Origin of the sequence: Legionella sp. PC1000 (genome assembly GCF_014109805.1) — a bacterium.
GTDB lineage: Bacteria > Pseudomonadota > Gammaproteobacteria > Legionellales > Legionellaceae > Legionella > Legionella resiliens.
In genome coordinates, this window is record NZ_CP059400.1 from 2,455,679 (window position 1) to 2,481,893 (window position 26,215).

The window sequence follows — 26,215 nt, forward strand, 5'->3', positions numbered from 1 at the left end:
CTAGTGCCTCACAATTTGTGCGCGATTAATTAAACTTTTTACATACAAGTCATAATCCATCATGCCATAGCTTGCTTCTATTTGTTGAATTAAGCTATCTTGCTGCTCCCTGTCTAATGTACTTAATTTTCCATAATGAATTTGTTTCAATCTTACAACAACATAATCCCCATTTGGCATGACAAGACCATCACGGCTTTCTGGTCGTAACAAATTGAATGCCATATCATTAATATCCGTATCTACCTTATCGTTGTCACGAGTAGACATAGCAACTGATTTCCATAATAAATTATTTGAACTAATTAATTCGTGTTGCTGCTTATCCTCAACTGGATTTAACAAACCCTTTCCAATCTCTTTTGCTTTGGATTCAGCAATTTTTCTAACCAAAATTTTGCTAATTTGATCCTGAACAGCTTCTAAAGGTTGCTCTTTTTCATCCCAATGCTGATTAACCCTTACAACCACGAGTGAATCATTATCAATTTGTATTGGTTCGCTGTTATTGTTTAAATCGAGAACATCATGGCTGAAGGCAGCATTAATTACCTGTTTATTTTTTGTAATATTATCTGTCCCACCCGACCTTGAAAAAGGTTGGGTTTTTTCAATTTTTAAATTTAATGCCTCTGCTACAGGCTGAAGGGAGTCTGGAGATTGATAACTTAAATCAGACAATTGTTCCATGGCTTGTGTATATTTTGTTTGAGCCGCTTCAGCAATCAGCTGTTCTTTAATCGAGGAGGCTACTTCGGAAAATGGTTTTGTTGAAACAGGCTTATATGCAATTAGTTTAAAAATTTCATAGCCATGTTTTGTTTTTTCAGGAGGAGAAATCTGTCCTGGTTTCGTTAAATTAGATAAAATTTGATTGTAATTATTTTGGCTTCCTGCAGTAATCCAGGGAAGAACACCTTTATCAGCAACTGAAAGCTTGTCATCTGACATCACTGAAACAAGACGTTCAAATTGTTCTGGATTTTTCTGTAATACTTGGTATGCATCATTCGCTTTTTTCTGAATCTTTTCCAAATCAGCTTGACTTGCATCCTCTGGAACAGCAAATAAAATATGTGCTACTTGCCAGCTTGCAGGAGTTAAATAGTTATTTTGGTTGTCTTCGTAATACCGTTTCGCATCATCATCAGATATTTTTATCTTACTTCTAATATCATACATCGATAAAGTGACATAATCTAAACTGACTTTTTCTGGGGACATAAATTCCTTTTTATGCATTTTATAATAATTTGCAATTTCCTCTGGAGAAACTTGAATATCTTTTTCGAAGCGCGCTACTGGAATAGTTAAGTAATCGTAGTCCCTGCTTTGCATGTACAAGCTCACAAAACGATCTATTTCATCAGGTAAAGCAAAAGAACTACCCATAAAAGCAAATCGTTGCTGGTTCAGTAGCATTCCCTGCTTTACTTCATTTTGAAAACTTGATTGAGTGAATAAAGCAGCATTTAGTGCTTGCTGATATTTTTGAGCTGAGAAATGACCATCTTCCTGAAATTGAGGAATACTTAAAATTGCTGCATCCGCTTGGTTTGAACTCACATCAAACCCATGATTACGAGCAGCTTGCACCAGGACTTCATTAGTAATCATTTGATCTAAAACTTGATTTTGTAACTTCTTTTCACTAGCAGCAGTCATTTGCTCAATATCTTGCATGGAACGAGCACGTCTGTAATTGTTTTCAAATGATTGTATTGATAAAGGAGTGTCGTTGACGACCACCTTGGCGTTTGTTGTTTGATGTGATTGCAGGTAATAATCTACACCAAAAAGTGTAAACGTAATACCGATTAAGATAACCACTAACCAAGCTACAACACCCTGTATACGTTCATTTAACTTTTGTAACATGTCCCGAGATCCATATTATTAATAAATAAAGCATTTTTAATTTAGTGAGGGCTGATTATAACCCAGACTGAGAAAAATCAAAACAAAAATCATTCATCTATGCCGCAAAAATTTTCCTTTCCCTGAAATAACTAAAAATTAGGGTGAAGTGAGCAGATTACTACTTTTCATGGCTTCATCCAATCTTTCTCTTAAAGACATGCAAAATGAGAAGGAAATAAAATTTTGAAGTAAACATTCATTCCAGATAAAAAAAACGCGCCTTTCGGCGCGTTAATCTGGCGGAGTGGACGGGGCTCGAACCCGCGACCCCCGGCGTGACAGGCCGGTATTCTAACCAACTGAACTACCACTCCATTTCTTGGTGGGTGCTGTAGGGATCGAACCTACGACCCTCGCCTTGTAAGGGCGATGCTCTCCCAGCTGAGCTAAGCACCCTGAAAACTTATGCTTCTTGCACTGCTTCTTTCAGGTTTTTACCCGCTTTAAACTTGGCTACTCGTGACGCTTTAATTTGAATAATTTTACCAGTTTGTGGGTTTCTACCTGTTCTTGCTGAACGATTGCCTGTTGAAAAAGAACCGAAACCAGGTATTACTACTTGATCACCACTTCTTAAAGCATCAGTAATAGTACTAGTAAAAGTTTCGAGAACTCTGCTTGCGTCAGCTTTTGTTAAACCCGAACCACTTGCTATAGCATCAACTAATTCGCTCTTATTCATTGCTTCCCCTATACTGTTAATCTTCCATACTTCTAAGTTAATTTAATAAAACGCATCAAATTAACCGATCGAGTAGTTACTTCCTTGCAATGCCCGCTAGTGGCGGGCTACGAAACGAAATATACCTCTAATTAATGGGTATGTAAATCATTATTTTTAATTTTTTTTGATCTTTTACCCACTAAAGCCTCAGATTGTACATTTGTTGGCTTTTCTACCCAAGGACTGCGTTGTAAAGCCAGTTCTAAAACCTGTTCTATAGTCTTAACAGGGTGTATTGTTAGCTTACGCAAAACATTATCTGGAATCTCTTCCAGGTCTTTTACATTTTCCTCAGGGATAATGACATGCTTAATTCCACCTCGATGAGCTGCTAATAACTTCTCTTTTAGACCACCAATTGGCAACACCTGCCCTCTTAGCGTTATTTCTCCTGTCATCGCTACATCCGCTTTAACAGGAATCTGCGTCACTACAGAAACCAATACCGTACACATACCTATCCCTGCGCTTGGACCATCCTTTGGTGTAGCACCTTCGGGCACGTGAACGTGAAAATCATTCTTTTCATAAAAATCATCAGGTAAACTAAGTTTTTTAGCTCGACTTCGTACAACCGTCATCGCTGCATGAATGGATTCCTGCATCACTTCACCCAATTGGCCCGTATGCGTCACTTTGCCTTTACCAGGCATCATTGATGCCTCAATCGTTAGCAACTCGCCACCAACACTTGTCCAGGCCAAGCCTGTAACCTGTCCCACTTGGTCAAACTCTTCAGCCAAACCATATCGGAATTTTTTCACACCCAAATATTTTTCAACATTGCTTGTAGTTACATTCATTTTTTTAACTTTTTTATTCGATAAAATTTCTTTTACTACTTTTCTACAAACACTAGCAATATCACGCTCTAGATTACGTACACCTGCCTCACGGGTATAGTGACGGATAACATCTCGAATCGCACCTTCACTAATATGTATTTCATCGTTACTCAGGCCGTTTAAGACGACTTGTTTCGGCACAAGATATTTCTCGGCAATACTTACTTTTTCATCTTCTGTATAACCTGCAAGGCGAATCACTTCCATTCTATCTAATAATGGAGCAGGAATTTCCAGCGAATTTGCTGTTGCAATAAACATAACGTCACTTAAATCATAATCTACTTCTAGGTAATGATCGTTAAACGTATGGTTCTGCTCGGGATCCAATACCTCGAGTAAAGCTGCAGCTGGATCTCCTCGGAAATCCATAGCCATTTTATCCACCTCATCCAGCATAATTAGCGGATTTTTTACACCAGCCTTACACAGTTTCTGAATAATCTTTCCTGGCATTGACCCGATATAAGTTCTTCTATGACCGCGAATTTCCGCTTCATCTCTAACGCCACCTAAAGCAATACGAATAAACGTACGTCCTGTAGCATTTGCAATAGATTGTCCTAATGAAGTTTTACCTACCCCTGGAGGGCCAACAAGACAGAGTATAGGTCCTTTCAGGCGTTTCACACGCTGCTGAACAGCCAGGTATTCAATAATGCGTTCTTTTACCCGCTCTAGACCATAATGTTCTTTATCCAATAATTTTTCTGCCTTAAGCAAATCAAATTGAATTTTGGTTCTCTTTTTCCATGGTACAGAAAGCATCCAATCAAGATAATTACGGATAACGGTCGCTTCAGCAGACATAGGCGACATCATTTTCAACTTATGAAGCTCTGCATGCGATTTTTCTTTTGCTTCTTTAGGCATTCCGGCTTTGTTAATCGAATTTTCCAGTTGCTCAATTTCATTTCCTTCTTCGCCTAACTCGCCCAATTCCTTTTGAATTGCTTTCATTTGTTCGTTGAGATAATACTCTCTCTGACTTTTTTCCATTTGTCGCTTAACACGCCCTCTCACGCGTTTTTCAACATGCAACAAGTCAATTTCATTCTCTATAGCAGACATTAACCGTTCAAGACGAGTTCCCACATCCTTTGTTTCCAGTAACTCTTGTTTATCGTCTACCTTCAGCGTTAAATGAGCAGCAATGGTATCTGCTAAACGTCCGGGTTCTTCTATACCAGCAAGCGGAGATAAAACTTCAGGGGGAATCTTTTTATTCAGCTTAATGTATTGTTCAAACTGCGACATTAAGGAGCGCATCAAAATGCCAATATCTGGTTCTTGTACCGCACTATTTTCATCTTCAATTAATTCGAGATCGGCTTCAAGATATCCTTTAGCTTGATTGTATTCTTTTGCTCTAGCACGCTTTTCACCTTCAACTAAAACTTTTACAGTTCCATCAGGTAGTTTCAGCAACTGAAGTACGCTAGATAACGTACCGACTTGGAAAATATCAGCTTCAGTTGGATCATCATTCGATGATTTTTTCTGCGCTACCAAAAAGATTTGTTTGCTATCAACCATTGCCGCTTCTAAGGCTTTAATTGATTTTCCTCGCCCAACAAACAAAGGAATGACCATATGAGGGTAGACCACTACGTCTCTTAATGGTAATACAGGTATGTTGGACAGATTTTCTGTCTCATTCGAAGTCTCTTTAATTTCAGTGGACATAATGAACCCTTATTCAAACGGAAAACTTATTTTTATTCACGTGACTGCTAAATTATAATTTAAAAGGAAGGGAGAGTTATTGCAAGAAATCAAAGCGTTATAATTAAGAAAGTTCCTTAAAGAATCTCTCCCACACCCTAGGCAGGAGAGATAAAGAGCAGAAATTCTACTCTTGGCCACCTGCTGCACTCTTTATCCCATCCTGTTCATAAATAAGAATGGGTTTAGATGAGCTATTTACAGCATTCTCATCAACCACAACCTTAATTATTCCTTCAAGAGAAGGTAATTCATACATGGTGTCTAAAAGTATATTTTCAAGTATGGCACGTAATCCTCGTGCACCCATTTTTCTTTCCAGAGCTCTTTTAGCAATAGCGATTAATGCTTCTTCTCTAAATTCAAGTTCCACACCTTCCATTTTGAATAAAGACTGAAATTGTTTGGTTAAAGCATTTTTGGGATTAGTTAAAATATCAATCAGAGCTGATTCATCCAACTCCTGCAACGTCGCAACTACGGGCAATCGTCCAACAAACTCTGGTATCAATCCATATTTAATTAAGTCGTCAGATTCCAATTGATTCAAAACCTTGGATACTTCATCACTGGTATCCTTTTTATTTTTTAATTGAGCAGAAAATCCAATACCTGACTTATCACTTCGTTCTCTTATCACTTTTTCTAATCCAGCAAAGGCTCCACCACAAATAAATAAAATATTTGAAGTGTCTACTTGCAAGAATTCTTGTTGCGGGTGTTTACGGCCACCTTGTGGGGGAACTGAAGCGATTGTACCTTCAATCAATTTTAAAAGTGCTTGTTGAACTCCCTCGCCGGAAACATCTCGGGTAATCGAAGGATTATCAGACTTACGTGATATCTTATCAATTTCATCAATATAAACGATACCATGCTGGGCTTTATCTACATCGTAATCACACTTCTGCAGAAGTTTCTGGATAATATTTTCTACATCCTCACCTACATAGCCTGCTTCAGTAAGGGTTGTTGCATCAGCCATAGCAAATGGAACATTGAGAATACGAGCTAATGTTTGAGCTAAAAGTGTTTTTCCGCTTCCAGTCGGACCAATCAGCAAGATGTTACTTTTCCCAAGTTCAACTCCATCTTCACTTTTATGTTGTAATCGCTTGTAATGATTATACACAGCTACGGACAAGACTTTTTTTGCATGAGATTGTCCAATGACGTATTCATCTAAGAAATTTGAAATTTCTTTAGGTGATGGTAAGCGTACGTCTGCTTCTTCATGTGAGTCATGGGTTTCTTCACGAATAATATCATTACACAGTTCAACGCACTCGTCACATACAAAAACAGAAGGGCCAGCAATCAATTTTTTTACTTCATGTTGGCTCTTACCGCAAAAAGAACAATACAAAACTTTATCGCCACTTCCGTTACCGGATTTACTCATAACCCAACCCCTTCTTACAACGATTATCGGAAAATAGATAATATATGTAAAATATTAGTCAATCAGAAAAAGATATGCCACTGTTTATTCAGCGCAATTATTTTTTAAAAATAAAGCAAAATACGAAGAAGTAATATTGAATCAATATAAAAGGGACCCCCTATCGCATTCCTAGCCTGGGCGCAGTGAAGCGGAACCCGGTAAATCTGAACCTCAAACCCAGGTTCCGCTTCACTGCACCTAAGCTACGATAAATTATAGTTCAGTTCTTTAAATTTAATGAAAAATAATTACTCTGATTTACCTACTGACTCTCGATCATAAAGCACTTTATCAACCAGGCCGTATTCAACAGCTTGTGTAGCGCTCATAAAATTATCACGCTCAGTATCTCGCATAATTTGATCTGGTGTCTTATTAGTATGCTTTGCCATAATGGTGTTTAACCGCTCTCTTACAGCTAAAGTCTCGCGAGCATGAATTTCGATATCAGTTGCTTGACCACGATAGCCCCCTAAAGGCTGGTGAATCATTACTCGTGAGTTTGGTAAACAGAATCTCTTACCTTCAGCCCCAGCACAAAGTAACAAGGCAGCTGCACTTGCCGCTTGTCCTATGCACAAGGTGCTTACATCAGGTTTAATAAACTGGATGGTATCGTAAATTGCCAAGCCTGCTGTTACGACCCCTCCAGGTGAATTAATATAGAGAGAAATATCTTTCTCAGGGTTTTCAGACTCAAGAAACAACAATTGAGCAACCACCAAATTAGCCATATGATCTTCAACTTCACCCAAAAGAAAGATAATACGTTCTTTCAATAATCTTGAGTAAATATCATACGAACGCTCACCTCGTGAGGTTTGTTCAATAACCATTGGGACTAATCCACTGGCATTGCGAATTATGTTCTCTGAATAGCCCGACATATAATTACTCTCCTTTTTTCTCTGCCGCTTCAGTTGCTGGTTTAGGATTCATTACTGAATCATAATCTTTATTTTTATATTTAACTTTTGCATCCTCGGCGATTTTATCTGCAACCATCTCTTCCATAACAAGCGCTTCAATTTCAGCCATGTTCTCTTTGCTATTTTGATACCAGGCACGAAGCTCATCAGGATTTTCATAAGCACTAGCAAAACGTTCAATCATTGCCTTCACTTTGTCTTTATCAGCAACGATTTGGTGTTTTTTAACATAATCTGAAAAGAGCAAACCAAGATGAACGCGTCGTTTTGCTTGTTCTTCGAAAAGCTCTCGTGGGAAGTCAGGAATTTGTTCGTTTTCATGATGTTCATGTCCAAAAAGACGATGATACATATCATGTTTCAAATGTTCGATTTCTTTGTCAATTAAAGCAATTGGCAATTCAATGGTATTTACTTCCATTAATTTATCAAACAACTTTTCCCTGTTCATCATGCTCACGCGACGCTCTAACTCACGAGTCATGTTTTCTTTGATGTCTTTTTTCAGCGCATCTATACCACCTTCTTTGATATTGAACTTCGCTGCAAATTCATCATTAAGTTCAGGGAGTTTCCCTTCCATTACATTATGAATCGTAATTTTGAAAACAGCTTCTTTATCTGCTAATTCTTTATGGCCATAATCTTCAGGAAACGTTACTTTGATATCAAAAGGCTTCTCTTTTTTATTTCCAATAATTCCATCTTCAAAGCCAGGAATCATTGCGCCAGAACCAAGAATTAATTCATGGCCTTTCGCAGTGCCACCATCGAAAGGTTTGTCGTCGAGGTAGCCTTCAAAATCAATAACGACCTTGTCGCCTTTTTTGACAGCTCGCGATACGTCATGCCATTCTTTATTTTGCTCGCGAAGTTTATCCAACATGCTTTCAACGTCTTTATCAGTAACTTCTGAACGAGCCAGCTCAACCACTGCTTGATTTAATTCAGCAATCTCAAATACAGGCATCACTTCAAATGTTGCAGTATATTTAAAATCCTTCCCTTTCTCTATTTGTTCGGGCTCTACGTAGGGATAGCCAGCAGGAATCAGTTCATTTTTTTGTAATGCTTCATATAATGTGGATTGTACCATCTCGCGCGCAACCTCTTCACGAACACTTTGAGAGTAGCGACTGACAACAACATGCATGGGTACTTTACCGGGACGAAAACCATCAATTTTAACTTTGCGAGCAAGATTCTTGAGACGTAAGCTCACTTCTTCCTCAACTTTCTCTGCAGGTACAGAAACTGTTACCTTACGTTCCAAACCTTTTAGGGTCTCAACAGAAACTTGCATCAATTTCACCTCTTTGGAATTATAATGTAATGGTGCGAAAGGAGAGACTCGAACTCTCACGGGTCGCCCCGCTGGAACCTAAATCCAGTGCGTCTACCAATTCCGCCACTTTCGCAAATCAGGTTGGATTATCAATCAGTAATTCGGTCTTGTAAAGACTCAGATAAAATCTTTAGCGATAAACCATTTTTTCTCAAATGGGGTGAACGATGGGACTCGAACCCACGACAACCGGGATCACAACCCGGGGCTCTACCAACTGAGCTACGCTCACCATAAAAACTTTTTAGCCAGAAATTCTTATGAACAAGATCTGGGCTGGCACGCCCGGCAGGATTCGAACCTGCTACCCTCGGCTTAGAAGGCCGATGCTCTATCCAGATGAGCTACGGGCGCATCTTGGTCGGGGTGGAGGGATTCGAACCCCCGACATCCTGCTCCCAAAGCAGGCGCGCTACCAAACTGCGCTACACCCCGTAAAACCCGTCCCAAGGACAGAGCGCAGATGATACTAGGTGCTTTCATCAAGGTCAATATCTTAAATCATTTAATTTTTATTAATTTTGCTTTAAGTATTAAGAGACTTATTTAGCTTGAACAAATCGATATTTTTTGAACCATATAGCTGAGTGTACAAACAAATACTTAGGCTCCTGCTCCTACTCGTATCTTCATCACTTTTCAGCTAGCATTAGTGATTATGATAAATACCCAAATGAATATTATGAAATTTAAACTGCTTCCTATCTTCGATAATATGAATTACTTACATAAAAATCATGAACATGCCGTATTACCCCATATTCGCTTTCAAAATGATTTTAATTACGCTTTAAGTTTTCTGAAAAGCTATACCGGTAGTCAAGGTACATTTAATAGCTACCGCAGAGAAACGGAACGTTTATTACAATGGTCCTGGTTAATTAAGAAAGCTACGATAAATGAATTGAAACGTGATGATATAGAGCAATACATACATTTTTGCCAGAATCCGCCCAAATCCTGGATCAGTTTAAAAAAAGTACCCCGCTTTATTGAAATAGATGGAAAACGTACCCCTAATGAAGAATGGAAACCGTTTGTAGTAACATTAAGTAAATCTGCAATAAAAAATGGACACAAGCCTGAAATTGATCAATTCAATTTATCTCAAGGAGCTATTCAAGAAATATTTGCTATTTTAAGTACCTTGTTTAATTTTTTAATTGCTGAGGAATATTTGGTCTCTAATCCGGTTGCTCTAATTCGTCAAAAAAGTAAATTCATTCGAAAGAGACAGCATAATGCCCCCATACGCAGACTTAGTTTGGTTCAATGGCGCGCAGTATTGGAAGCCGCCGAATCCCTTGCAGAAGAATCTCCCTTGAAGCATGAACGGACCCGGTTCATGCTAAGCATGTTGTTTGGTATGTATTTACGTATCTCTGAACTGGCAGCAAGTGATCGCTGGATCCCGAGCATGAATGATTTTTCCAAAGACAGCAACGGCCATTGGTGGTTTACCACCGTCGGTAAAGGAAATAAAGAACGACAAATTGCAGTAAGCGATGCAATGTTAGAGAGTTTAATGCGATGGCGTTGTTTCCTCGGATTATCCCCTCTTCCCTCCCCTGCTGATAATACACCACTTATTCCTAAGATTCGTGGTAATGGACCCATGAGTGATACAGCACCAATACGAAGAATCATTCAGCACTGTTTTGACTTGGCTGGTGAGCAACTGAGGATAAATGGGAATATTGAGGAAGCAGATAATTTGGCTGCTGCCACGGTCCACTGGCTAAGACATACAGGAATTTCTGAAGACGTTAAAATTCGCCCTCGTGAACATGTACGGGATGATGCTGGCCATAGTTCCAGTGCAACAACTGATCGCTACATTGATATTGAGAAACAGGCTCGCTACAAATCAGCCAGGAAAAAAACTATAGAGCCCGAAACAACCTAGATATTTTGTGTTAAAATTAATTCATTTGTAGCTAAAGATTTATCATGCTTACACTTCGTCAAATTACCCTGAGTCGTGGCACTAAAATTTTATTGGATAATGCCAATGCCACTCTTTATGAAAAACAAAAAATAGGTCTTATTGGTCATAATGGTTGCGGTAAATCAACATTATTTGATTTTTTATTAGGAAAATTAACTCCTGATTCAGGTGAATTTTTAATTAATCCTCAACTCTCCATCAGTCATTTATCTCAGCAATTACCTGACAGCGATGAAAAAGCATTGGATTTTGTCTTAGGCGGCGATGACCATTATATGAAGTTGCTCCAGCGTTTGCACGAAGCGGAAACTATAGGCCATGATGCTGAAGTGCTCGCATGTCATGAAGAATTAAGTCATACCGGAGGCTACAGTAAACCAGCTCAGGCAGCTACGATCATGTCTGGACTCGGTTTTAAAGGCGAACAGCAACACGCTTCGGTAAATAGTTTTTCCGGAGGCTGGCGAATGCGTTTAAGCCTTGCTCGATGTTTAATGAAACCGGCTGATTTACTTTTACTGGATGAGCCTACAAACCATTTGGACATGGAGGCAATTTTTTGGCTGGAACGTTTTTTGAAGCAAAGTCCCAGCACGATTATTCTTATTTCTCATGACCGAGAATTTCTTGATGCTTTTGTTACTCATATATTACATATTGAGAAACAAAAGCTAACTCTTTACAGTGGTAATTACAGTTGTTTTGAAAAAACACATGCACAACAATTAGCATTACAACAAGCAATGTATGAAAAACAACAAACAAAAATCAATCATATGATGTCCTTCGTCAATCGTTTTAGAGCAAAGGCAACTAAGGCAAAACAAGCACAAGGACGTCTTAAAGCCATAGAGAGAATGGAAATTATTGCTGCAGCACAAGCTGACTCACCTTTTTCTTTTGATTTCTTCCCTTGTCCTCGCGCTGGAAATCCCTTAATTCAATGCAATATGGTTGATGCAGGGTATCAAACTGAAAAACCGATTCTAAAAAGAATTAATCTCTCACTCAATCCTGGCGATCGAGTAGCCCTACTCGGACCAAACGGTGAAGGAAAGTCAACTTTAATTAAAACCCTAACTGGGTCTTTAACACCTTTGAATGGTACGATTCACCGTTCAGCACATTTAAAAATTGGCTATTATGCGCAACACCAATTGGAACAATTGGATTGCAATTTAAGTCCAGTGGAAACAATTCAAGTTTTGTCATCCGAAGTGCGTGAACAAACGATTCGTGATTTTTTAGGTGGCTTTAATTTTACTGGTGATATGGCTGTACAACCTATAAATAACTTTTCCGGCGGAGAAAAAGCACGCTTGGCTTTAGCGAAACTTGTTTGGCTTAAACCCAATCTGCTCTTGCTTGATGAACCGACAAACCATTTGGATCTTGGGATGCGATCTGCCATTGAACTTGCATTGCAAAGTTATGAAGGTGCATTAATTCTGATTTCTCATGACCGCCATATGCTCAAAACCAGCGTAGATAATTTCTATCTGGTATACCAACAAAAAGTTCAAGCTTTTGATGGTGACTTAGATGATTATTATTTCTGGTTACAAACTAAAGATGCAATTAAAGAAAATACAATTGCCTCACCTGTGAATGATTATAAAGAAAAGAAAACGTTACAAAATCGCCTGAAAAAATTGGAACAATTAATTGAACAATATCAAAGTGAAATTTCCAAGCTGGATACCCAACTCGGTGATTCCACTCTTTATGAAGACAGTGCGCAACAAAATAAACTCAATCAATTGGTACAAAAGCGCACATCCACTCACTCCTTTTTAAATCAGGCTGAAGAAGAATGGCTAGAAATTAGCAGTAGCTTGGAAGATTTAGTGTAGTGCTGGAAATAACGAAGTAGAATCCAGAAATGAGTGCAGCAGTTTAGTCTGGGTTCTGTTTCGCTGATATACAGCTACGATTTGTTCCACCATTTATCTTTATTTGCAAACCCATTGAATTTTTATTACACGCCCTAATTCTCTTGTAGTCTATAATTTAATCATATAGTGTGAAAATTGAGATCACAGTGGAAGCAAAACTACTTGCGAAACTCAAAAAAATAAATCCTTCAAATGAACATGGCGTTCCTAAAAACCAAGGAAATTGCCATTGGTGTGCTATCGAGGCAGCTCGTGTTATATTACAAGGTGTGGAACCAACGGAAATACCCGAGTTCGAAGGTGGCAATGATCCTGTAGAAGGGTTGGTTCATTCTGTACATGGCAGTAAGGAAGTAGAAAACTTAGATGAATTTTTTCAGCAAATACAAGCATTAAATAAGGGTGAATTAATGTTAGTCAGGCTTGAAAACACAAGTCAAGGTAAAGATGATAAGGATTTGGATCATTCCTACATCATCTATGTAGATGAAAATAATGAAGCATATCTTATTGACCCAGATAGGCAGGTTTTTGTTGAATTAGAGGATCGAGAAGATTTTTTCCAAAGTGTTAAAGGCTGGGATAATATTAGCAAGATTAACTACTTAAATGGGGAACTCGACTCCGCTTTTACAGACAATGTTAAAGTCTGCATATGTAAATTAACTAAGGAAGCCGTTCATGCGACTCGTGGCGATCCTTTGCCTGAGTATGGAACTGAGGTTCCAGGTCTTCGTTTTTCTTAGGGTCTGTTTACATTTTTACTATCTTGGCCAAACTGTTCCTGATTTTCTGTGCTGCTATGCTCTCATACCTTATGTATGCTGCTCTTCGGAACTCGAAAATCAGGCCCCAGTGTCCAAACCCTAATCAAGAGTGGTTATAAATTTCGACGGCAACCCCGCTAACATCTTTTTGGATTTGAAAAGCATCATCAAGCGTTTCCAAAGGCGTATTAGATACTGCAATGATAAATACAAGTAAATGCCCATTTTTTGCGTCAATATATCCCGATAATACTTCTGAAAAGGAATAAAAACGTTGGTTCGAGAAGTCATAAGTTAGTGATGTACCTGTTTTCGCATGAATTTTGCCTACTGCGGGAATGTTCTGGGCTGCTTTAGCAAGACTGCCATCGACACCAAGTATTGGCAGTGCATTATAGAACAGTTTAAATTGGTCTTCAGGAAGTTTGTGTATATAGGTTAATAACTGAATAGCAGCCTTGGGAAGAAGCCTGTTTGTATCGCCACCAGCGCCATCACCGAATACAAATTCATTTTTAGCTAATCCTACTGTATCAAGTAAAAATGTCGCAATATGGGACATGCCTTCTGCAAATGATGTTTCCTTATTATACTGGGCTAATAAAAGCGGTATTAAATCGGCACCTATGTTGTGACTTAATTTTAAAATAACTTTCACATATTCAGAAAATGGTGGAGAAATATATTGTGCTATAGGTGTAAGTTGCTTATAGACATCGGCGTCTGGCAGTTGGCTATTTTTATTATCAAGATTTACTATAATCCCTTGTTGTTTTAATGCAGCGATAAAAGCTTTTCTGGCAAAAGGCTCCGGTTTAAGGATAGGAGATACTCTTAACAGTTCCCCTGCATTGGCCGCAATTTGTCCTTTTAGAGTCAATACAGTGTTGTCATTATTGGTTGAGATTTCAATATCGTTTTTTTCATCATTGCCTACGGTCATAACCTGATTATCAATAAAATAACCAGGGGCTTGTGGACGCCATTTTATTGAGGCTTTCTGGCCCACAACGGTAGGTTTAATTTGAAAATCAAACAGATTTTCATTAATCATGATTGGGGAAATAGTGTAATTGCGCAAATATTCCGTTTTAAATAAACGGTTGTCCACTAACACATCACCATTAATTTGTTTAATACCTTTGGCTTTGATTTGTTGAGCAAGGCTGATCAGTCCATTGAGCGGGTTTTCGGGGGTAATGGATGCGCCTGGCAAATCATTAGCATAAATATGATCGATATACCCATAAGTGAGTTTGTCATCATGAACACGGCCGCCTAATTCCAAATCGCCTTTCCCAACGAGAATTAAGTTACCATTTAGCGTCCCCTCGTCTTGTTGTCCAATAAAATAAACCGGTGTTTTAAAACGGTAGCCATTACCGAAAACATTCAGTGCAGCTGCAGAAGAAAATAATTTAGTAACAGAGGCAGGCATTAATAAATAACGAGTATTTAATTGATAAATAGTCTCTTGGGTATTCAAATCTTTAACCTCAATCCACCATTGTGCATTTTGGTAACGTGGTTGGTGCATAACATTGAGCATATCCTGAGGCAATGATTTAGCCGCATTGGATGAAGTAGAAAGCAAGAAAATAAAGATGGTGCTGATCTTATTAAAAAGTATTTTTGTTGTTTTGTGTTTCATTTGCACAGTAAGTTCCTATTAATTAATGGTTCCCTTGAGAATAAGTTGTCAGATATCACTAGTTATATCAAGCGCTCTCTTTTTCGGGCATCTCACGGACAACCGCAAGATATAGGCGGGAGATGAGCTATTACAGATCAGCTGGATGTACATAAACACGGCAACTAAGCAAAAAAGATATATGACGGGTAAATGAATCGAAAAGCAGAATACCTATGCCGTTCGGTATACGCGGAATCAAACCCAATTTACTATAGCGGCTTTGGAGACCGTAACAGTTCTAACATCAACTTCGCAGCGAATTGTTCTGCTTTTCTACGATTAGGTCCTTGGCCAAAAGTTTTTTGTTTTGCTCCTATTACCCTACAGGTAATATAAAATATTTGATTGTGCTCATCACCTTCCACCTTAGTCAAGGTATACTCTGGAAGAGCCATTTTTTCAGCTTGCAAATACTCTTGCAGCTGAGTTTTGGCATCTTTTAAGCAATCGTTTAAATTAGAATCTTCGAGTCTGGAACGATATAGTCCCAGAATGACCTTTTGTGCAGGATCTATTCCGCCATCAAGAAAAATTGCTGCAAAAATAGCTTCCATAGCATCTGAAAGGATTGAGGCGCGACGAAAACCACCACTTTTCAGTTCTCCCTGCCCTAAAAAAAGAAAATCTCCCAGATCAATTTCTTTAGCCAACTCAACCAACATGTCACCTCGAACCAAAAAGGAACGCAAGCGGCTTAATTGACCTTCACTTTGCAAAGGAAATCGATGAAACAGTTCATTGGCAATTATAAAACTTAAAATTGAATCTCCAAGAAACTCGAAACGCTCATAGTTTTCACTTCCTACACTACAATGCGTTAAAGCTTGCTTGAGATAAGCAATATGATTGAATTGATAATTTAATCGTCTGCATAACCTTTCTAAATCAACTTTCACTGCCTGTTACAACCTCTTCAATATGATCAAAATCAAATAATAAGCTTATATTGTATACTAAAGGCTTAATCACTTGATATTTCAATTTCACTCTAAATTTATTGACGCCAAGGGGCTCAATCATCAACTGATTTTCCTTTAAACTTTCTACTCCATTAATATTTAGGCGTTTATCCAAAGTACTCTTTAGAACATTAACATCGGCCATGGGATCGCCCGTTAATGAAGATGGAGATATCTCATTTAATCCTTTTATCGACTTAGTAATGGAGTAATACTGCAAATAAACTGGAACAACTCGCATTACTATCGTTGCCGCTATAACAATCACAACTACTGCAAATAACATCCCTATAAAAGTCATTCCCTTTTGCTTGTGCATTCGTTATTCCTTTTTTCTGTTCACTGGGTAATCTGTTGCTAATTCTCTAGAGTAAGCCAATGGTTTAGTTTTAGAGCACCGAAACGCAGCATACATGAAGATGTGTGAATCTCGGAACACATAAAATCACATCATTTTAGCCAAGATATTAGAATGGCAACAGCCCCTAATTAAAGTATTTGGATCTGAAAATAAATACCAATACTTACGGAATTAATTTTCCTATTCTTGACCAACGAACGTTATCGGTCTTACCATTCCAACTCATCCAAACCAAAAATGCTCTGCCTCGTAAGTAGGGCTCAGGTACAAAACCCCAAAATCTGCTGTCAGCACTGTCATCTCGATTATCGCCCATCATAAAATAATTTCCTTCAGGAACTACAATATCAAAGTCCACAGCAGGAACATCCGTCCGAACGAAAATATTATGCACTGTTCCATTTAAATCTTCTTTGTATTTAGCTACAGCCTTTCCAGAACTTTCATCAATAGTGTACTCAAGAAAAGTTTGCTTTGCTTCCTTTCCATTAATGGTTAATACCTTATTGTGATAACTAATTTTATCTCCAGGTACACCTATCACCCTTTTAATGTAATCATAGGAAGGATCGGGCGGCCATCGGAATACAGCAACCTCTCCTGTTTTAGGATCAGAAATTGAAACAGCTTTTTTTTCCCAAACAGGAAGCCTTAAACCATAAATAAATTTGTTTACCGCTACGAAATCACCCACAAGCAAGGTCGGTTCCAAAGAGCCTGAAGGAATGCGAAAGGGTTCAATGAGGAATGAGCGTAAAATTAAGACAATGAAAAACACAGGAAAAAAAGATCGTGAATATTCAATAATACGATTGGGCTTTTGATTCTCAGCGCGTTTTTTTGACCAGAATATTATGTCTAAAAGATAAATAAATCCACTAACAAAAGATAGGACAACCAATATTAAAGCAAAATTCATAAATTTATATCCTAATCAAACTTAATTTTATAATAAGACATTCACTGGCATTAATATGCCGCCCTTATATCAACGTGTTTCCATTTCTACTATCTTGGCCAAACTGCCCTGATTTTCTGCGTTCCGATGCTCACATACTCTATGTATGCTGTGCTTCGGTACTCGAAAATCAGGCCATTTTGACTCAAGCTAGCGCAACGCATATTTCTACTATCTTGAACCAAAGAGAAACAGATCCTATTTCTTTTTGTCTGTTTGAAAAACAGCCATAAAAGCTTCTTGGGGTATCTCCACATGCCCCACTTGTTTCATGCGCTTCTTCCCTGCTTTTTGCTTTTCTAATAATTTTCGTTTTCGAGTCACATCACCGCCATAACATTTTGCAGTAACATTTTTACGTAAAGCCTTTACTGTTTGTCTGGCAATAATATGACTGCCCAATGCTGCTTGAATTGCTACGTCAAACATCTGCCGTGGGATCAAATCACGCATTTTTTCGGCAATTAGCTTTCCACGACTTTGTGCTGAAGAACGATGAACAATAACTGAAAGCGCATCCACTCGTTCGCTATTAATCAAAATATCCATTTTCACCAAATCAGCTTCTTGAAAACGTAAAAAATTATAATCCAATGAAGCGTAACCACGACTCACCGATTTTAAGCGGTCAAAAAAGTCAGAAACCACCTCACTCATTGGAATATCATAGGTTACAGAAACCTGACGACCACTGTAAGTCATATTAACCTGAACACCACGACGTTCAATACACAAACTAATAATTGACCCAAGGAAATCCTGGGGCACCAGTATATTTGCTCTCACAATTGGTTCGTACATTTCTTTAATTTGAGGAAGCGGTGGTAGAAGTGATGGATTATCAATCAACAACGTCTCGCCTTTTTGGGTCAAAATTTGATAAACCACAGTAGGCGCAGTAGATATTAAATCAAGATTGTATTCCCTCTCCAGGCGCTCCTGTACAATCTCCATATGCAGCATACCCAAGAAGCCACATCGGAAACCAAAACCTAATGCCTCGGATGATTCAGGCTCATAAAATAATGAAGCATCATTGAGGCTTAATTTAGCTAAAGCTTCGCGAAATGCTTCAAAATCATCCGAACTTATAGGAAATAAACCGGCATAAACTTGTGGTTTTACACGTTGAAATCCAGGAAGCGGTTTTTCTGCAGAATTTTTTTCCAGAGTGAGGGTATCTCCTACTGGGGCACCTTGAATTTCTTTAATTCCAGCGACCAAATAACCTACTTCGCCAGCATTTAACACATCCAGCTTAGTACGCTTGGGTGTAAATATGCCTACTTGATCGACTTCATAAGAACGGCCGGTAGACATCACCCTCATTTTGTCGCCTTTGCGTATTGAACCATTTACGATACGTACTAATGAAACCACACCGAGGTAACTATCAAACCATGAATCAATGATCAATGCTTGCAAAGGTCCATTGATATCACCTTCTGGCGCTGGAATGTGAGTCACTAAAGCTTCAAGCACATCTTCTACACCCAAGCCGCTTTTGGCACTAACTCTTATTGCATCATGTGCATCAAGACCAATAATGTCTTCAATCTCTGAGATAACACGCTCTGGCTCAGCTTGTGGTAAATCGATTTTATTGAGTACAGGTAAAACAGATAAAGATTGATCTATGGCAGTGTAACAAACGGCTACCGTTTGCGCTTCCACTCCTTGAGCTGCATCTACAACTAGAATCGCACCTTCACAAGCCGCTAGAGAACGGGATACTTCATAGCTGAAATCTACATGTCCTGGTGTGTCAATAAAATTCAAGAGATAGGTTTTACCATCTTTTGCTGTGTAATTTAACGAAACACACTGGGCTTTAATGGTGATGCCTCGCTCTCGCTCTATATCCATAGAATCAAGTACTTGAGCACTCATTTCACGCTCAGTTAAACCACCACAAATTTGGATAAATCGATCAGCCAGGGTTGACTTACCATGATCGATGTGGGCAATAATTGAAAAATTACGAATTCGCTTTAAATCACTCAACTGAAATAACCTATTTTGCAAATAGCGCATTTTAGCTTAAATATGCGTAGCCTTAAAGTATTTGCTAATACACTGCATTTTTAATAAAATTTATCGTTTCAGTTTACATTACTTGGAGGGGCTATGCGACAAATGCCATGTCTGGGGTTTATTGCAATAATATTGCTGCTTCTTTCATTCTCAACTTATTCAAATACGTCCTTTACCCAAAGAAAAGACGTACAGCTTTTTATTAAAAACATGGTTAAAGAGTATCATTTTAATGCTAAAGAGCTTACAGCAATAATGAATCAAGTAGTTATTCAGCCCGATATCATCGAATCCATGGAAAAGCCCTATGAAAAGAAAAATTGGGATGTTTACAGAGATTTGTTTCTGACCCCCATGCGCGTAAAGGGCGGATTGGATTATTGGGTTGCTAACAGAACAGCATTAGAAAAAGCAGAAAAAAAATATGGTGTTCCCCCAGAAATTATTATTGCGATTCTAGGTTCCGTGAACCAATTTTTTTAATTACTTGAAAAGTAGGCAGTTTTTATAGTGAAATTCGATTGCGATCGTTAACAACACTAATGGAACTGCCTACATGTATAATAATATATCAGAACGAGTCTGGGATACAATTTATTCTTTTCTGCAAGGAGTAAAAGGATTGCACATTAAGAATAATGAGAAGACAAGATGCTTTGTGGAAGGAGTCTGGTATGTATTACGTACAGGCTGTCAATGGCGCCTGCTCCCGCCCTATTACGGACATTGGCGTAAAATTCACAAGCGATATAAAATGTGGTCAGATCGCGGCATTTGGACTGGCTTAATGTCTTCAGTTAGCGATGTTGATGATCAAGCCGTCATGATTGATGCCACCATAGTGCGCGCGCATGCGTGTGCATCTGGTTACGACAAGGAAGGGAATGATGCTCAGGCATTGGGGCGCAGTAAAGGAGGTTTTACCACTAAAATTCACGCTTTGGTGGATGGACTGGGGAATCCGATTAAGTTTATCCTGACCGGGGGACATCGAAACGATATTACTCAAGCAGCAGAGCTATTGAAGGAGCAGCGTGACACGATAGTTCTTGCAGATAAAGGATATGATTCACAGGCACTTGTTGACACACTGGAGAGTCAAGGCTGTATTGCAACCATTCCGTCAAAAAAGAATGCGAAGAACCCAAGAAAAATCGATAAAGAGCAGTACAAAGAGCGGTTTTTAGTTGAAGCTTTTTTCTCCAAAATCAAACACTTTCGGCGTGTTTTTTCTCGTTTTGATAAAACAACGACCGCTTTTTCCGGGTTCTTACATTTGGCCGGAGCGCTTATATGGATGCGCTAGAAAATTGGTTCACGGAACCTAGGTGTAGAAACTTTATATGGAGAGCGACAAGGAGGGCATCGAGTTCTGGATGCTTTGGCGACATTGGCTTTCAACTATCCCAAACGCGCACCTTATTTCACTAAAGAATTAAAAGAATATCTGCTTCTTTGTCGTGAACATGGAGTACCAGCAACCCAATACAAAGGGTCTTATGCTGGCGCTATTGGTCAACCACAATTCATGCCAAGCAGTTACCGTAATTTTGCTGTTGATTTTAATAATACAGGCACACGCGATCTCGTGTCGAACAATGCTGACTCCATTGGGAGTATTGCTAATTATTTCCATCATCATGGTTGGAAACCCAATGATGGGGTTGCCCAGCATGCGAAATTAATAGGAACACACTATAAACGCATTCAAGTTAATCCTAAAAGAGCAAATTATCATTATTCACAATTAATTTCATATGGGATTAAGCCTGTAAGTGCAGCAGATAATCATCCTTCACGTGCCGGATTGATTGAGCTAGTTACCGCTAAAGGAAATGAGTATTGGATAGCTTATCCTAATTTCTTTGTAATTACCCGTTACAACTCCAGCCCCCAATATGCGCTTGTAGTATATCTGTTGGCACAACAATTGAAACAACAATGGACTGCAATGAATATAAAAAAACATAGAGCATATGCTTAGGCATGGATACTCTTTTTCTTTTTGCAAAACATCTTGCTGAAACAGGATGTTTTTGCCTTAAATTAAATGCGGATGGCGCCTTAATTACTCCACCCGCACAACGTAGTTTTGATGAAATTAAATCATTACAAACTGAATGTAAAACTTTAATTATTGAAACATGCGAACATGTCAGCCTTCTTAATCTGGAGTTCGCATGGCTTCCAGAAAGAAAAGCAAGAGCTGCAATTCCTTATGCTTTAGAAGAGAAACTGGCGCAACCTGTAGATGAGCTGCATTTCGCTTTTGATAGAGCACGATATCAAAACAATCAATATCTGGTCACTGTTATAAGTAAACAGCGAATTCGATATCTGATGCAATTGCTCAATGAACAAAAAATCGAATTTTCTGCAATTACTGTGGATTGGTTTGCCTTAGAACCACAAGAGCTATGTATTAGTGAAACGACTTTAATCATCAACTTGGATGATTTCAAAGGAGCACTTTCCGGAGAGTTAGCAGACGTCTATCTAAAAAGCCATCCACAATATCAACCCTTACTTTTCGCAGACAGTGCAATCCAAATTGATCCATCATTAACTAAAAGTCAGGAAACTTCACATACCTGGATTGCTCAAAGAATACTTAAATCCAAGTTAATGAATCTCTGCCAAGGAGAAATGCAACATGGAAATAAAGCAGATTTAATTAAAAAGGGATACCAGCTCGTCGGCGCCCTTTTTTGCTTTTGGCTTGTTTCTCTCCTTGTAGTGAATGGAATCAAATTGCATTTATTAAATAAGCAAACTCAAAAAATTGATGAACAAATTGCAGTGATTTATCATGAGTTTTTTCCTGATGCAAAACAAATTATTAGTCCTAAATTTCGTATTACAGAACTTTTAAAAAGTAATAATACAGAAGAGCAAAATCGCTTTTGGTTTTTACTCAATCAATTTGCCAAAGTAATGAAAAATGAACGCAATACCCTAGAGCAATTGCGCTATCAAAACAAAATTTTATCTGTGACGATAATCAGTACAGATTTTGCCAGTCTAGAAGAGTTGGAAAACGAATTAAAAAAACAGCAACTCAAGGTAAAACAAACTCAGGCATCGACTCGTGAACAACATGTTGTAGCTACTTTGGAGTTAATGTGAAAGCCTATTTAAGTACACTTAATGAAAGAGAAAAGTGGATGTTAATTGGAACAGTGTTGTGTCTTTTCCTCTATGTTTATTATTTATTTTTATATAGCCCCTTAAGTCAACGAGTTACCCAAAAATCAGCTCAGTTAGTGGAGAAAACAGCTACGCTGGATTGGATGCAAAAAATAAGACAACAAAGTCACATGAAGCAAACAAAAAAGAAAACAGTGGATAACAGTCAGCTTTTGACAACATTGGCAACGCACTTAAAGAATGACCCGACCCTAAAATTTCCTTATCAGTTGCAACAAACTGGCTCTGGAGATATTCAGCTTACTTTTGATGCTGTTGCTTTTAACCTATTTATTATTTGGCTGGAGAAAATAAATCAAAACTATGCCATTACGGTGAAACAATTTGAAGCAGATCGCTTGAAAACCTCAGGGATCGCTCGATTAATGATTCTAATTAGTTCAGCTTCTAAAACGACGTAGTCTTAATCAAATATTTCATAAAAATAAGGAAATTTCATCTCACACTCATCGGTTAAAATCGTTCGTTTTCATCAAGCTGGAGGTCCCGAAGTATTAATACTCGAAGAAATGTTATTGCCCGAACCTGGAAAAGGAGAAGTTCGCTTACGTGTTCACGCAATTGGTTTAAATCGAGCTGAGATTATGTTTCGCTTAGGAGCCCATCTCCTTGGGAGAAATAGTAGACGCACATAAATACATGGAATCAAATGAACAAATCGGCAAGATTGTAGTGACCCCCTAATACAATAAGTTCCCGGAGTTAGATTTTGCCTAAACCGGGAACTCATTGCTTTATTGCTGCACGCTGCTCCAATTAATTACCGAAGCACTACTTTTGATTTCGGGCGGTAATGCATTTAATGCCTTTTGTGCTTCTTCTGCTGTGCTGTATGTTCCATATACCCCTTTATAATGCGTTTTTCCATCTCGATCATATTTTACCTGGGCTATTCGATCATTTTTGGGGGCTTTATAAAGAACTTGCGCTACTCGAGATGCCTTATCACCTTCTACCAGTTCAATAGTGTAGCCTTGCGGATTTTGGCTATTTACCCAACTCTGATCTCTATCCTTAAAAGAAGTTGGAGAATGCAACTCTCCAACATAATATGAATCAGGAACTTTAACTTCCTGTTTTTGTTGATATTTATAGTCATAACTGACCATACTATAACTATTATTGGCATATGCTTCTGTATTATCATAAGAGTACGCTGGATAGGCCATGTAGTCGCTTTCTTTGGCACAAGAAGACATTGTGAACGCACAAATTGCTATGAGTGCTAAATTTATTTTCTTGTTCATTGTTATCCCCTATTTATAATTCTTCTTTTTAGTCCTTGTCTGTTATATCTACAAATTTAAGAAAAACTTTAGAAAATTGTGTTGTTAACGAACAAATTATGCCTTACAGTAATTGTTTTTTATTTTATATTGCAAAATCTATGTGGACACATCGACGCTCTGGACAAACAAATCAAAGAGGAAATCAGGATCATCGAGATCCTTATGAACGAGACCGAACTCGAGTAATTCATTGCCCTGCGTTCAGACGACTGCAAAGAAAAACACAAATTTTAGGGACTGATGAAGGAGATTTTCATCGCACCCGCCTCACTCACTCTCTGGAAGTTGATTCGATAGGACGCAGCATTGTACACAATCTTTTAATGAGCCAAGAAAAACATATTGGACTCGCTGGTTTATTACCTAATGATGATCTCATTTCTGTTATTTGTTTATTACACGATATTGGCCACCCTCCTTTTGGCCATGGTGGTGAGGTCGCTTTAAATTATATGATGCGCAATTATGGAGGGTTTGAAGCAAATGGACAAACTCTACGGTTACTAACCAAAGTCGAAAGCAGCTATGGAACCTATGGTCTTGATTTAACACGGCGTGCGCTACTTGGTATTTTAAAATATCCAGTGAAACGTTCTACTGTTGTAGCACCCAAGCAACCTCCAGTTCATGAATCCATCCATAAAACCATCAAAATCAATGATTGGCTGCCTCCTAAAGCTTATTTTGATTGCGAACAGCCTGAGATTGATTGGCTGCTATCACCTTTTACCGATAGAGACAAAGAGTTATTTCAATCATTGTCACAAATGCCGCATAATACAAAATCAGGAAAATCAACTTATCATAGTTTTGATTGCTCCATCATGGATATTGCGGATGATATTGCTTATGGTGTTCATGATCTTGAAGACGCTATCCATTTACGTCTAATCAATCCCTCTCATCTCGATACATCTGAATTTAGACACTTATTAAACAATACCCTATTAACTGATCGACAAAATCAGATAATTGATTCGCTATTTTCTTCAGATCTTTATTCAAGAAAACAAACAATAGGGGAAATGGTTAATTATTTTATTACGTCGACGCAAATCATAATAACCAACGAAAAATTTGAGAATAATTTACTCAAATACAATCTGGCGCTCACTCCTGAAGCAAATGCCCTTCTAAATTATTTAAAGCAATGCATCTATAATAATGTCATTGACTCTCAGGAAGCCCGTACTTTTGAATATGGAGGTCAAACGGTCGTACTTAGACTCTTCGATGCGATTAGTTCAAATCCTGCTAGTTTATTAGATAACAAAAATAGAGTTTTGTTCAAACAAGCAGAGGATGAAACCTCAGCTTATCGAGTGGTATGTGATTATTTAGCCAATATGACGGATGAGTATGCCTATAGAATGCATGAACGATTGTTTGGTTTTAATACACGAACAATTTTTGAAAGGCTTTAAGAGCACCTCACAGGTACAATCAAAAAAAGAGACAAGAATTCTGTTCCGGAAAACATTATTTTCTATTCATATCTAAGGATTGAAGGGAATTTTTTTTAGGAATTGGATTAAATGTTTATCTTGATAAATAAAAACAATTAAACCTGAATATGGCGTCCCCAAGGGGGTTCGAACCCCTGTTACCGCCGTGAAAGGGCAGTGTCCTAGGCCGCTAGACGATGGGGACCTGGATCTTTAACAACTTATAACATTTTACTACAAACTTCAAACACCAATAATGGCGTCCCCAAGGGGGTTCGAACCCCTGTTACCGCCGTGAAAGGGCAGTGTCCTAGGCCGCTAGACGATGGGGACCTTGAACGTTTTCCCATCAACATCAAAGATGTTGATGGTGGAGCTAGGCGGGATCGAACCGCCGACCTCTTGCATGCCATGCAAGCGCTCTCCCAGCTGAGCTATAACCCCAAAATTTAGGTTCGCAGTTTAATGAGCCACCCAAGATCTGTCAAGTAAATTTTGCACTTTTCCTTAAGAAGTTTATTTTGTAAACGAAAATGATGCGTAATAAGTTTTTAAACTGTCTGATTTACAGAAAATCAATACAGGTGGTTACTACCAGGAAGGTATAAAAAGCAATTGTTGTTGCTGCATACCCCTCTAAAAAGACTGATTACATGAATAATTTATTTACATATCGCATTGTATATATTCTTTTTTTTTCATTATAATACGTTTCACCATAAGCGAA

At 38.3% G+C, this 26,215-nt stretch carries 19 protein-coding genes, 9 tRNA genes and 2 pseudogenes; 9 read left to right on the forward strand and 21 right to left on the reverse strand.

All coding sequences use genetic code 11. From position 1 onward, the window contains the following. The 12 genes from FOLKNPGA_RS10820 to FOLKNPGA_RS10875 all read right to left on the reverse strand — a co-directional run bounded on the left by FOLKNPGA_RS10820 (position 1) and on the right by FOLKNPGA_RS10875 (position 9,367). Positions 1-1,878 carry a SurA N-terminal domain-containing protein gene (locus FOLKNPGA_RS10820; protein WP_182349932.1) on the reverse strand — a complete coding sequence of 626 codons (1,878 nt, stop codon included), beginning with the start codon at positions 1,876-1,878 and terminating at the stop codon, positions 1-3. A gap of 279 nt (positions 1,879-2,157) precedes the next feature. After that, a tRNA-Asp gene (locus FOLKNPGA_RS10825) sits at positions 2,158-2,234 on the reverse strand. Positions 2,235-2,240: 6 nt separating this feature from the next. Further along, positions 2,241-2,316, reverse strand: a tRNA-Val gene (locus FOLKNPGA_RS10830). A 7-nt stretch (positions 2,317-2,323) separates the two neighbouring features. Next, entirely contained in the window at positions 2,324-2,602 is a 279-nt protein-coding gene (locus tag FOLKNPGA_RS10835; protein ID WP_010653977.1) for an HU family DNA-binding protein, read from the reverse strand. A gap of 131 nt (positions 2,603-2,733) precedes the next feature. Then, positions 2,734-5,175 carry an endopeptidase La gene (gene lon / locus FOLKNPGA_RS10840; protein ID WP_182349933.1) on the reverse strand — a complete coding sequence of 814 codons (2,442 nt, stop codon included), beginning with the start codon at positions 5,173-5,175 and terminating at the stop codon, positions 2,734-2,736. Between the two features lie 166 nt (positions 5,176-5,341). Next, on the reverse strand, positions 5,342-6,616 hold the full coding sequence (gene clpX, locus FOLKNPGA_RS10845) for an ATP-dependent Clp protease ATP-binding subunit ClpX (RefSeq protein ID WP_182349934.1): 1,275 nt from the start codon (positions 6,614-6,616) through the stop codon (positions 5,342-5,344). A 290-nt stretch (positions 6,617-6,906) separates the two neighbouring features. Next, the gene (gene clpP / locus FOLKNPGA_RS10850) at positions 6,907-7,545 is read right to left on the reverse strand and encodes an ATP-dependent Clp endopeptidase proteolytic subunit ClpP (RefSeq protein ID WP_182349935.1); all 639 of its coding nucleotides are present in this window, start codon (positions 7,543-7,545) and stop codon (positions 6,907-6,909) included. Positions 7,546-7,549: 4 nt separating this feature from the next. Continuing rightward, on the reverse strand, positions 7,550-8,890 hold the full coding sequence (gene tig / locus FOLKNPGA_RS10855; protein ID WP_182349936.1) for a trigger factor: 1,341 nt from the start codon (positions 8,888-8,890) through the stop codon (positions 7,550-7,552). Between the two features lie 30 nt (positions 8,891-8,920). Next, positions 8,921-9,005: transfer RNA gene (locus FOLKNPGA_RS10860), tRNA-Leu, on the reverse strand. 83 nt (positions 9,006-9,088) lie between these two features. Next, positions 9,089-9,164, reverse strand: a tRNA-His gene (locus tag FOLKNPGA_RS10865). Positions 9,165-9,209: 45 nt separating this feature from the next. Continuing rightward, positions 9,210-9,286 (reverse strand) — tRNA-Arg (locus FOLKNPGA_RS10870). 4 nt (positions 9,287-9,290) lie between these two features. Next, positions 9,291-9,367: transfer RNA gene (locus FOLKNPGA_RS10875), tRNA-Pro, on the reverse strand. Positions 9,368-9,614: 247 nt separating this feature from the next. On the opposite strand from FOLKNPGA_RS10875, the gene FOLKNPGA_RS10880 reads away from it, so the two are divergent. The 3 genes from FOLKNPGA_RS10880 (at position 9,615) to FOLKNPGA_RS10890 (ending at position 13,521) form a co-directional block, all read left to right on the forward strand. Beyond that, entirely contained in the window at positions 9,615-10,838 is a 1,224-nt protein-coding gene (locus tag FOLKNPGA_RS10880) for a tyrosine-type recombinase/integrase (RefSeq protein WP_182349937.1), read from the forward strand. A 44-nt stretch (positions 10,839-10,882) separates the two neighbouring features. Continuing rightward, positions 10,883-12,733 (forward strand): ABC-F family ATP-binding cassette domain-containing protein, encoded by a 1,851-nt coding sequence (locus FOLKNPGA_RS10885; RefSeq protein ID WP_182349938.1) that lies wholly within the window; start codon positions 10,883-10,885, stop codon positions 12,731-12,733. A gap of 188 nt (positions 12,734-12,921) precedes the next feature. Beyond that, positions 12,922-13,521 (forward strand): hypothetical protein, encoded by a 600-nt coding sequence (locus FOLKNPGA_RS10890; protein WP_182349939.1) that lies wholly within the window; start codon positions 12,922-12,924, stop codon positions 13,519-13,521. A 124-nt stretch (positions 13,522-13,645) separates the two neighbouring features. Here FOLKNPGA_RS10890 and dacB read toward each other — a convergent pair whose 3' ends face one another. The 5 genes from dacB to lepA form a co-directional block, all read right to left on the reverse strand. After that, the gene (gene dacB / locus FOLKNPGA_RS10895) at positions 13,646-15,193 is read right to left on the reverse strand and encodes a D-alanyl-D-alanine carboxypeptidase/D-alanyl-D-alanine-endopeptidase (RefSeq protein ID WP_255466087.1); all 1,548 of its coding nucleotides are present in this window, start codon (positions 15,191-15,193) and stop codon (positions 13,646-13,648) included. 251 nt (positions 15,194-15,444) lie between these two features. Continuing rightward, positions 15,445-16,131 carry a ribonuclease III gene (gene rnc / locus FOLKNPGA_RS10900; RefSeq protein WP_182349941.1) on the reverse strand — a complete coding sequence of 229 codons (687 nt, stop codon included), beginning with the start codon at positions 16,129-16,131 and terminating at the stop codon, positions 15,445-15,447. Beyond that, positions 16,121-16,513, reverse strand: coding sequence for a DUF4845 domain-containing protein (locus tag FOLKNPGA_RS10905; protein WP_182349942.1), 393 nt, complete (start codon positions 16,511-16,513; stop codon positions 16,121-16,123). Before FOLKNPGA_RS10905 ends, rnc begins: the two co-directional genes overlap by 11 nt. Before the next feature lie 205 nt (positions 16,514-16,718). Next, positions 16,719-17,474: a signal peptidase I gene (gene lepB / locus FOLKNPGA_RS10910; RefSeq protein ID WP_182349943.1), complete on the reverse strand. Its 756-nt coding sequence runs from the start codon at positions 17,472-17,474 to the stop codon at positions 16,719-16,721. Positions 17,475-17,711: 237 nt separating this feature from the next. Further along, the gene (gene lepA, locus FOLKNPGA_RS10915; protein ID WP_182349944.1) at positions 17,712-19,547 is read right to left on the reverse strand and encodes a translation elongation factor 4; all 1,836 of its coding nucleotides are present in this window, start codon (positions 19,545-19,547) and stop codon (positions 17,712-17,714) included. A 93-nt stretch (positions 19,548-19,640) separates the two neighbouring features. On the opposite strand from lepA, the pseudogene FOLKNPGA_RS10920 reads away from it, so the two are divergent. The 5 genes and pseudogenes from FOLKNPGA_RS10920 to lspM all read left to right on the forward strand — a co-directional run. Beyond that, positions 19,641-20,009: pseudogene (locus tag FOLKNPGA_RS10920) on the forward strand (lytic murein transglycosylase); the annotation flags it as partial. Between the two features lie 94 nt (positions 20,010-20,103). Then, on the forward strand, positions 20,104-20,853 hold the full coding sequence (locus tag FOLKNPGA_RS10925) for an IS5 family transposase (RefSeq protein ID WP_058441825.1): 750 nt from the start codon (positions 20,104-20,106) through the stop codon (positions 20,851-20,853). Positions 20,854-20,871: 18 nt separating this feature from the next. Then, positions 20,872-21,531, forward strand: a pseudogene (locus tag FOLKNPGA_RS10930) (lytic transglycosylase domain-containing protein); the annotation flags it as partial. Between the two features lie 2 nt (positions 21,532-21,533). After that, on the forward strand, positions 21,534-22,673 hold the full coding sequence (gene gspL, locus FOLKNPGA_RS10935) for a type II secretion system protein GspL (RefSeq protein WP_182349945.1): 1,140 nt from the start codon (positions 21,534-21,536) through the stop codon (positions 22,671-22,673). Continuing rightward, positions 22,670-23,155, forward strand: coding sequence for a GspM family type II secretion system protein LspM (lspM, locus tag FOLKNPGA_RS10940; RefSeq protein WP_182349946.1), 486 nt, complete (start codon positions 22,670-22,672; stop codon positions 23,153-23,155). Before gspL ends, lspM begins: the two co-directional genes overlap by 4 nt. Positions 23,156-23,488: 333 nt before the next feature. On the opposite strand, the gene FOLKNPGA_RS10945 is transcribed toward lspM, so the two are convergent. Continuing rightward, positions 23,489-24,001 carry an SPOR domain-containing protein gene (locus tag FOLKNPGA_RS10945; protein ID WP_182349947.1) on the reverse strand — a complete coding sequence of 171 codons (513 nt, stop codon included), beginning with the start codon at positions 23,999-24,001 and terminating at the stop codon, positions 23,489-23,491. 140 nt (positions 24,002-24,141) lie between these two features. Here FOLKNPGA_RS10945 and FOLKNPGA_RS10950 point away from each other — a divergent pair, with 140 nt between their 5' ends. Then, positions 24,142-25,467, forward strand: a complete 1,326-nt coding sequence (locus tag FOLKNPGA_RS10950) for an anti-phage deoxyguanosine triphosphatase (RefSeq protein ID WP_182352837.1) — start codon at positions 24,142-24,144, stop codon at positions 25,465-25,467. Between the two features lie 150 nt (positions 25,468-25,617). Here the strand turns inward: FOLKNPGA_RS10950 and FOLKNPGA_RS10955 are convergent. From FOLKNPGA_RS10955 to FOLKNPGA_RS10965, 3 genes are all read right to left on the reverse strand, one after another. Next, positions 25,618-25,693: transfer RNA gene (locus tag FOLKNPGA_RS10955), tRNA-Glu, on the reverse strand. 52 nt (positions 25,694-25,745) lie between these two features. Then, positions 25,746-25,821: transfer RNA gene (locus FOLKNPGA_RS10960), tRNA-Glu, on the reverse strand. A gap of 35 nt (positions 25,822-25,856) precedes the next feature. Beyond that, positions 25,857-25,932, reverse strand: a tRNA-Ala gene (locus FOLKNPGA_RS10965). Between the last annotated feature and the right edge of the window lie 283 nt (positions 25,933-26,215).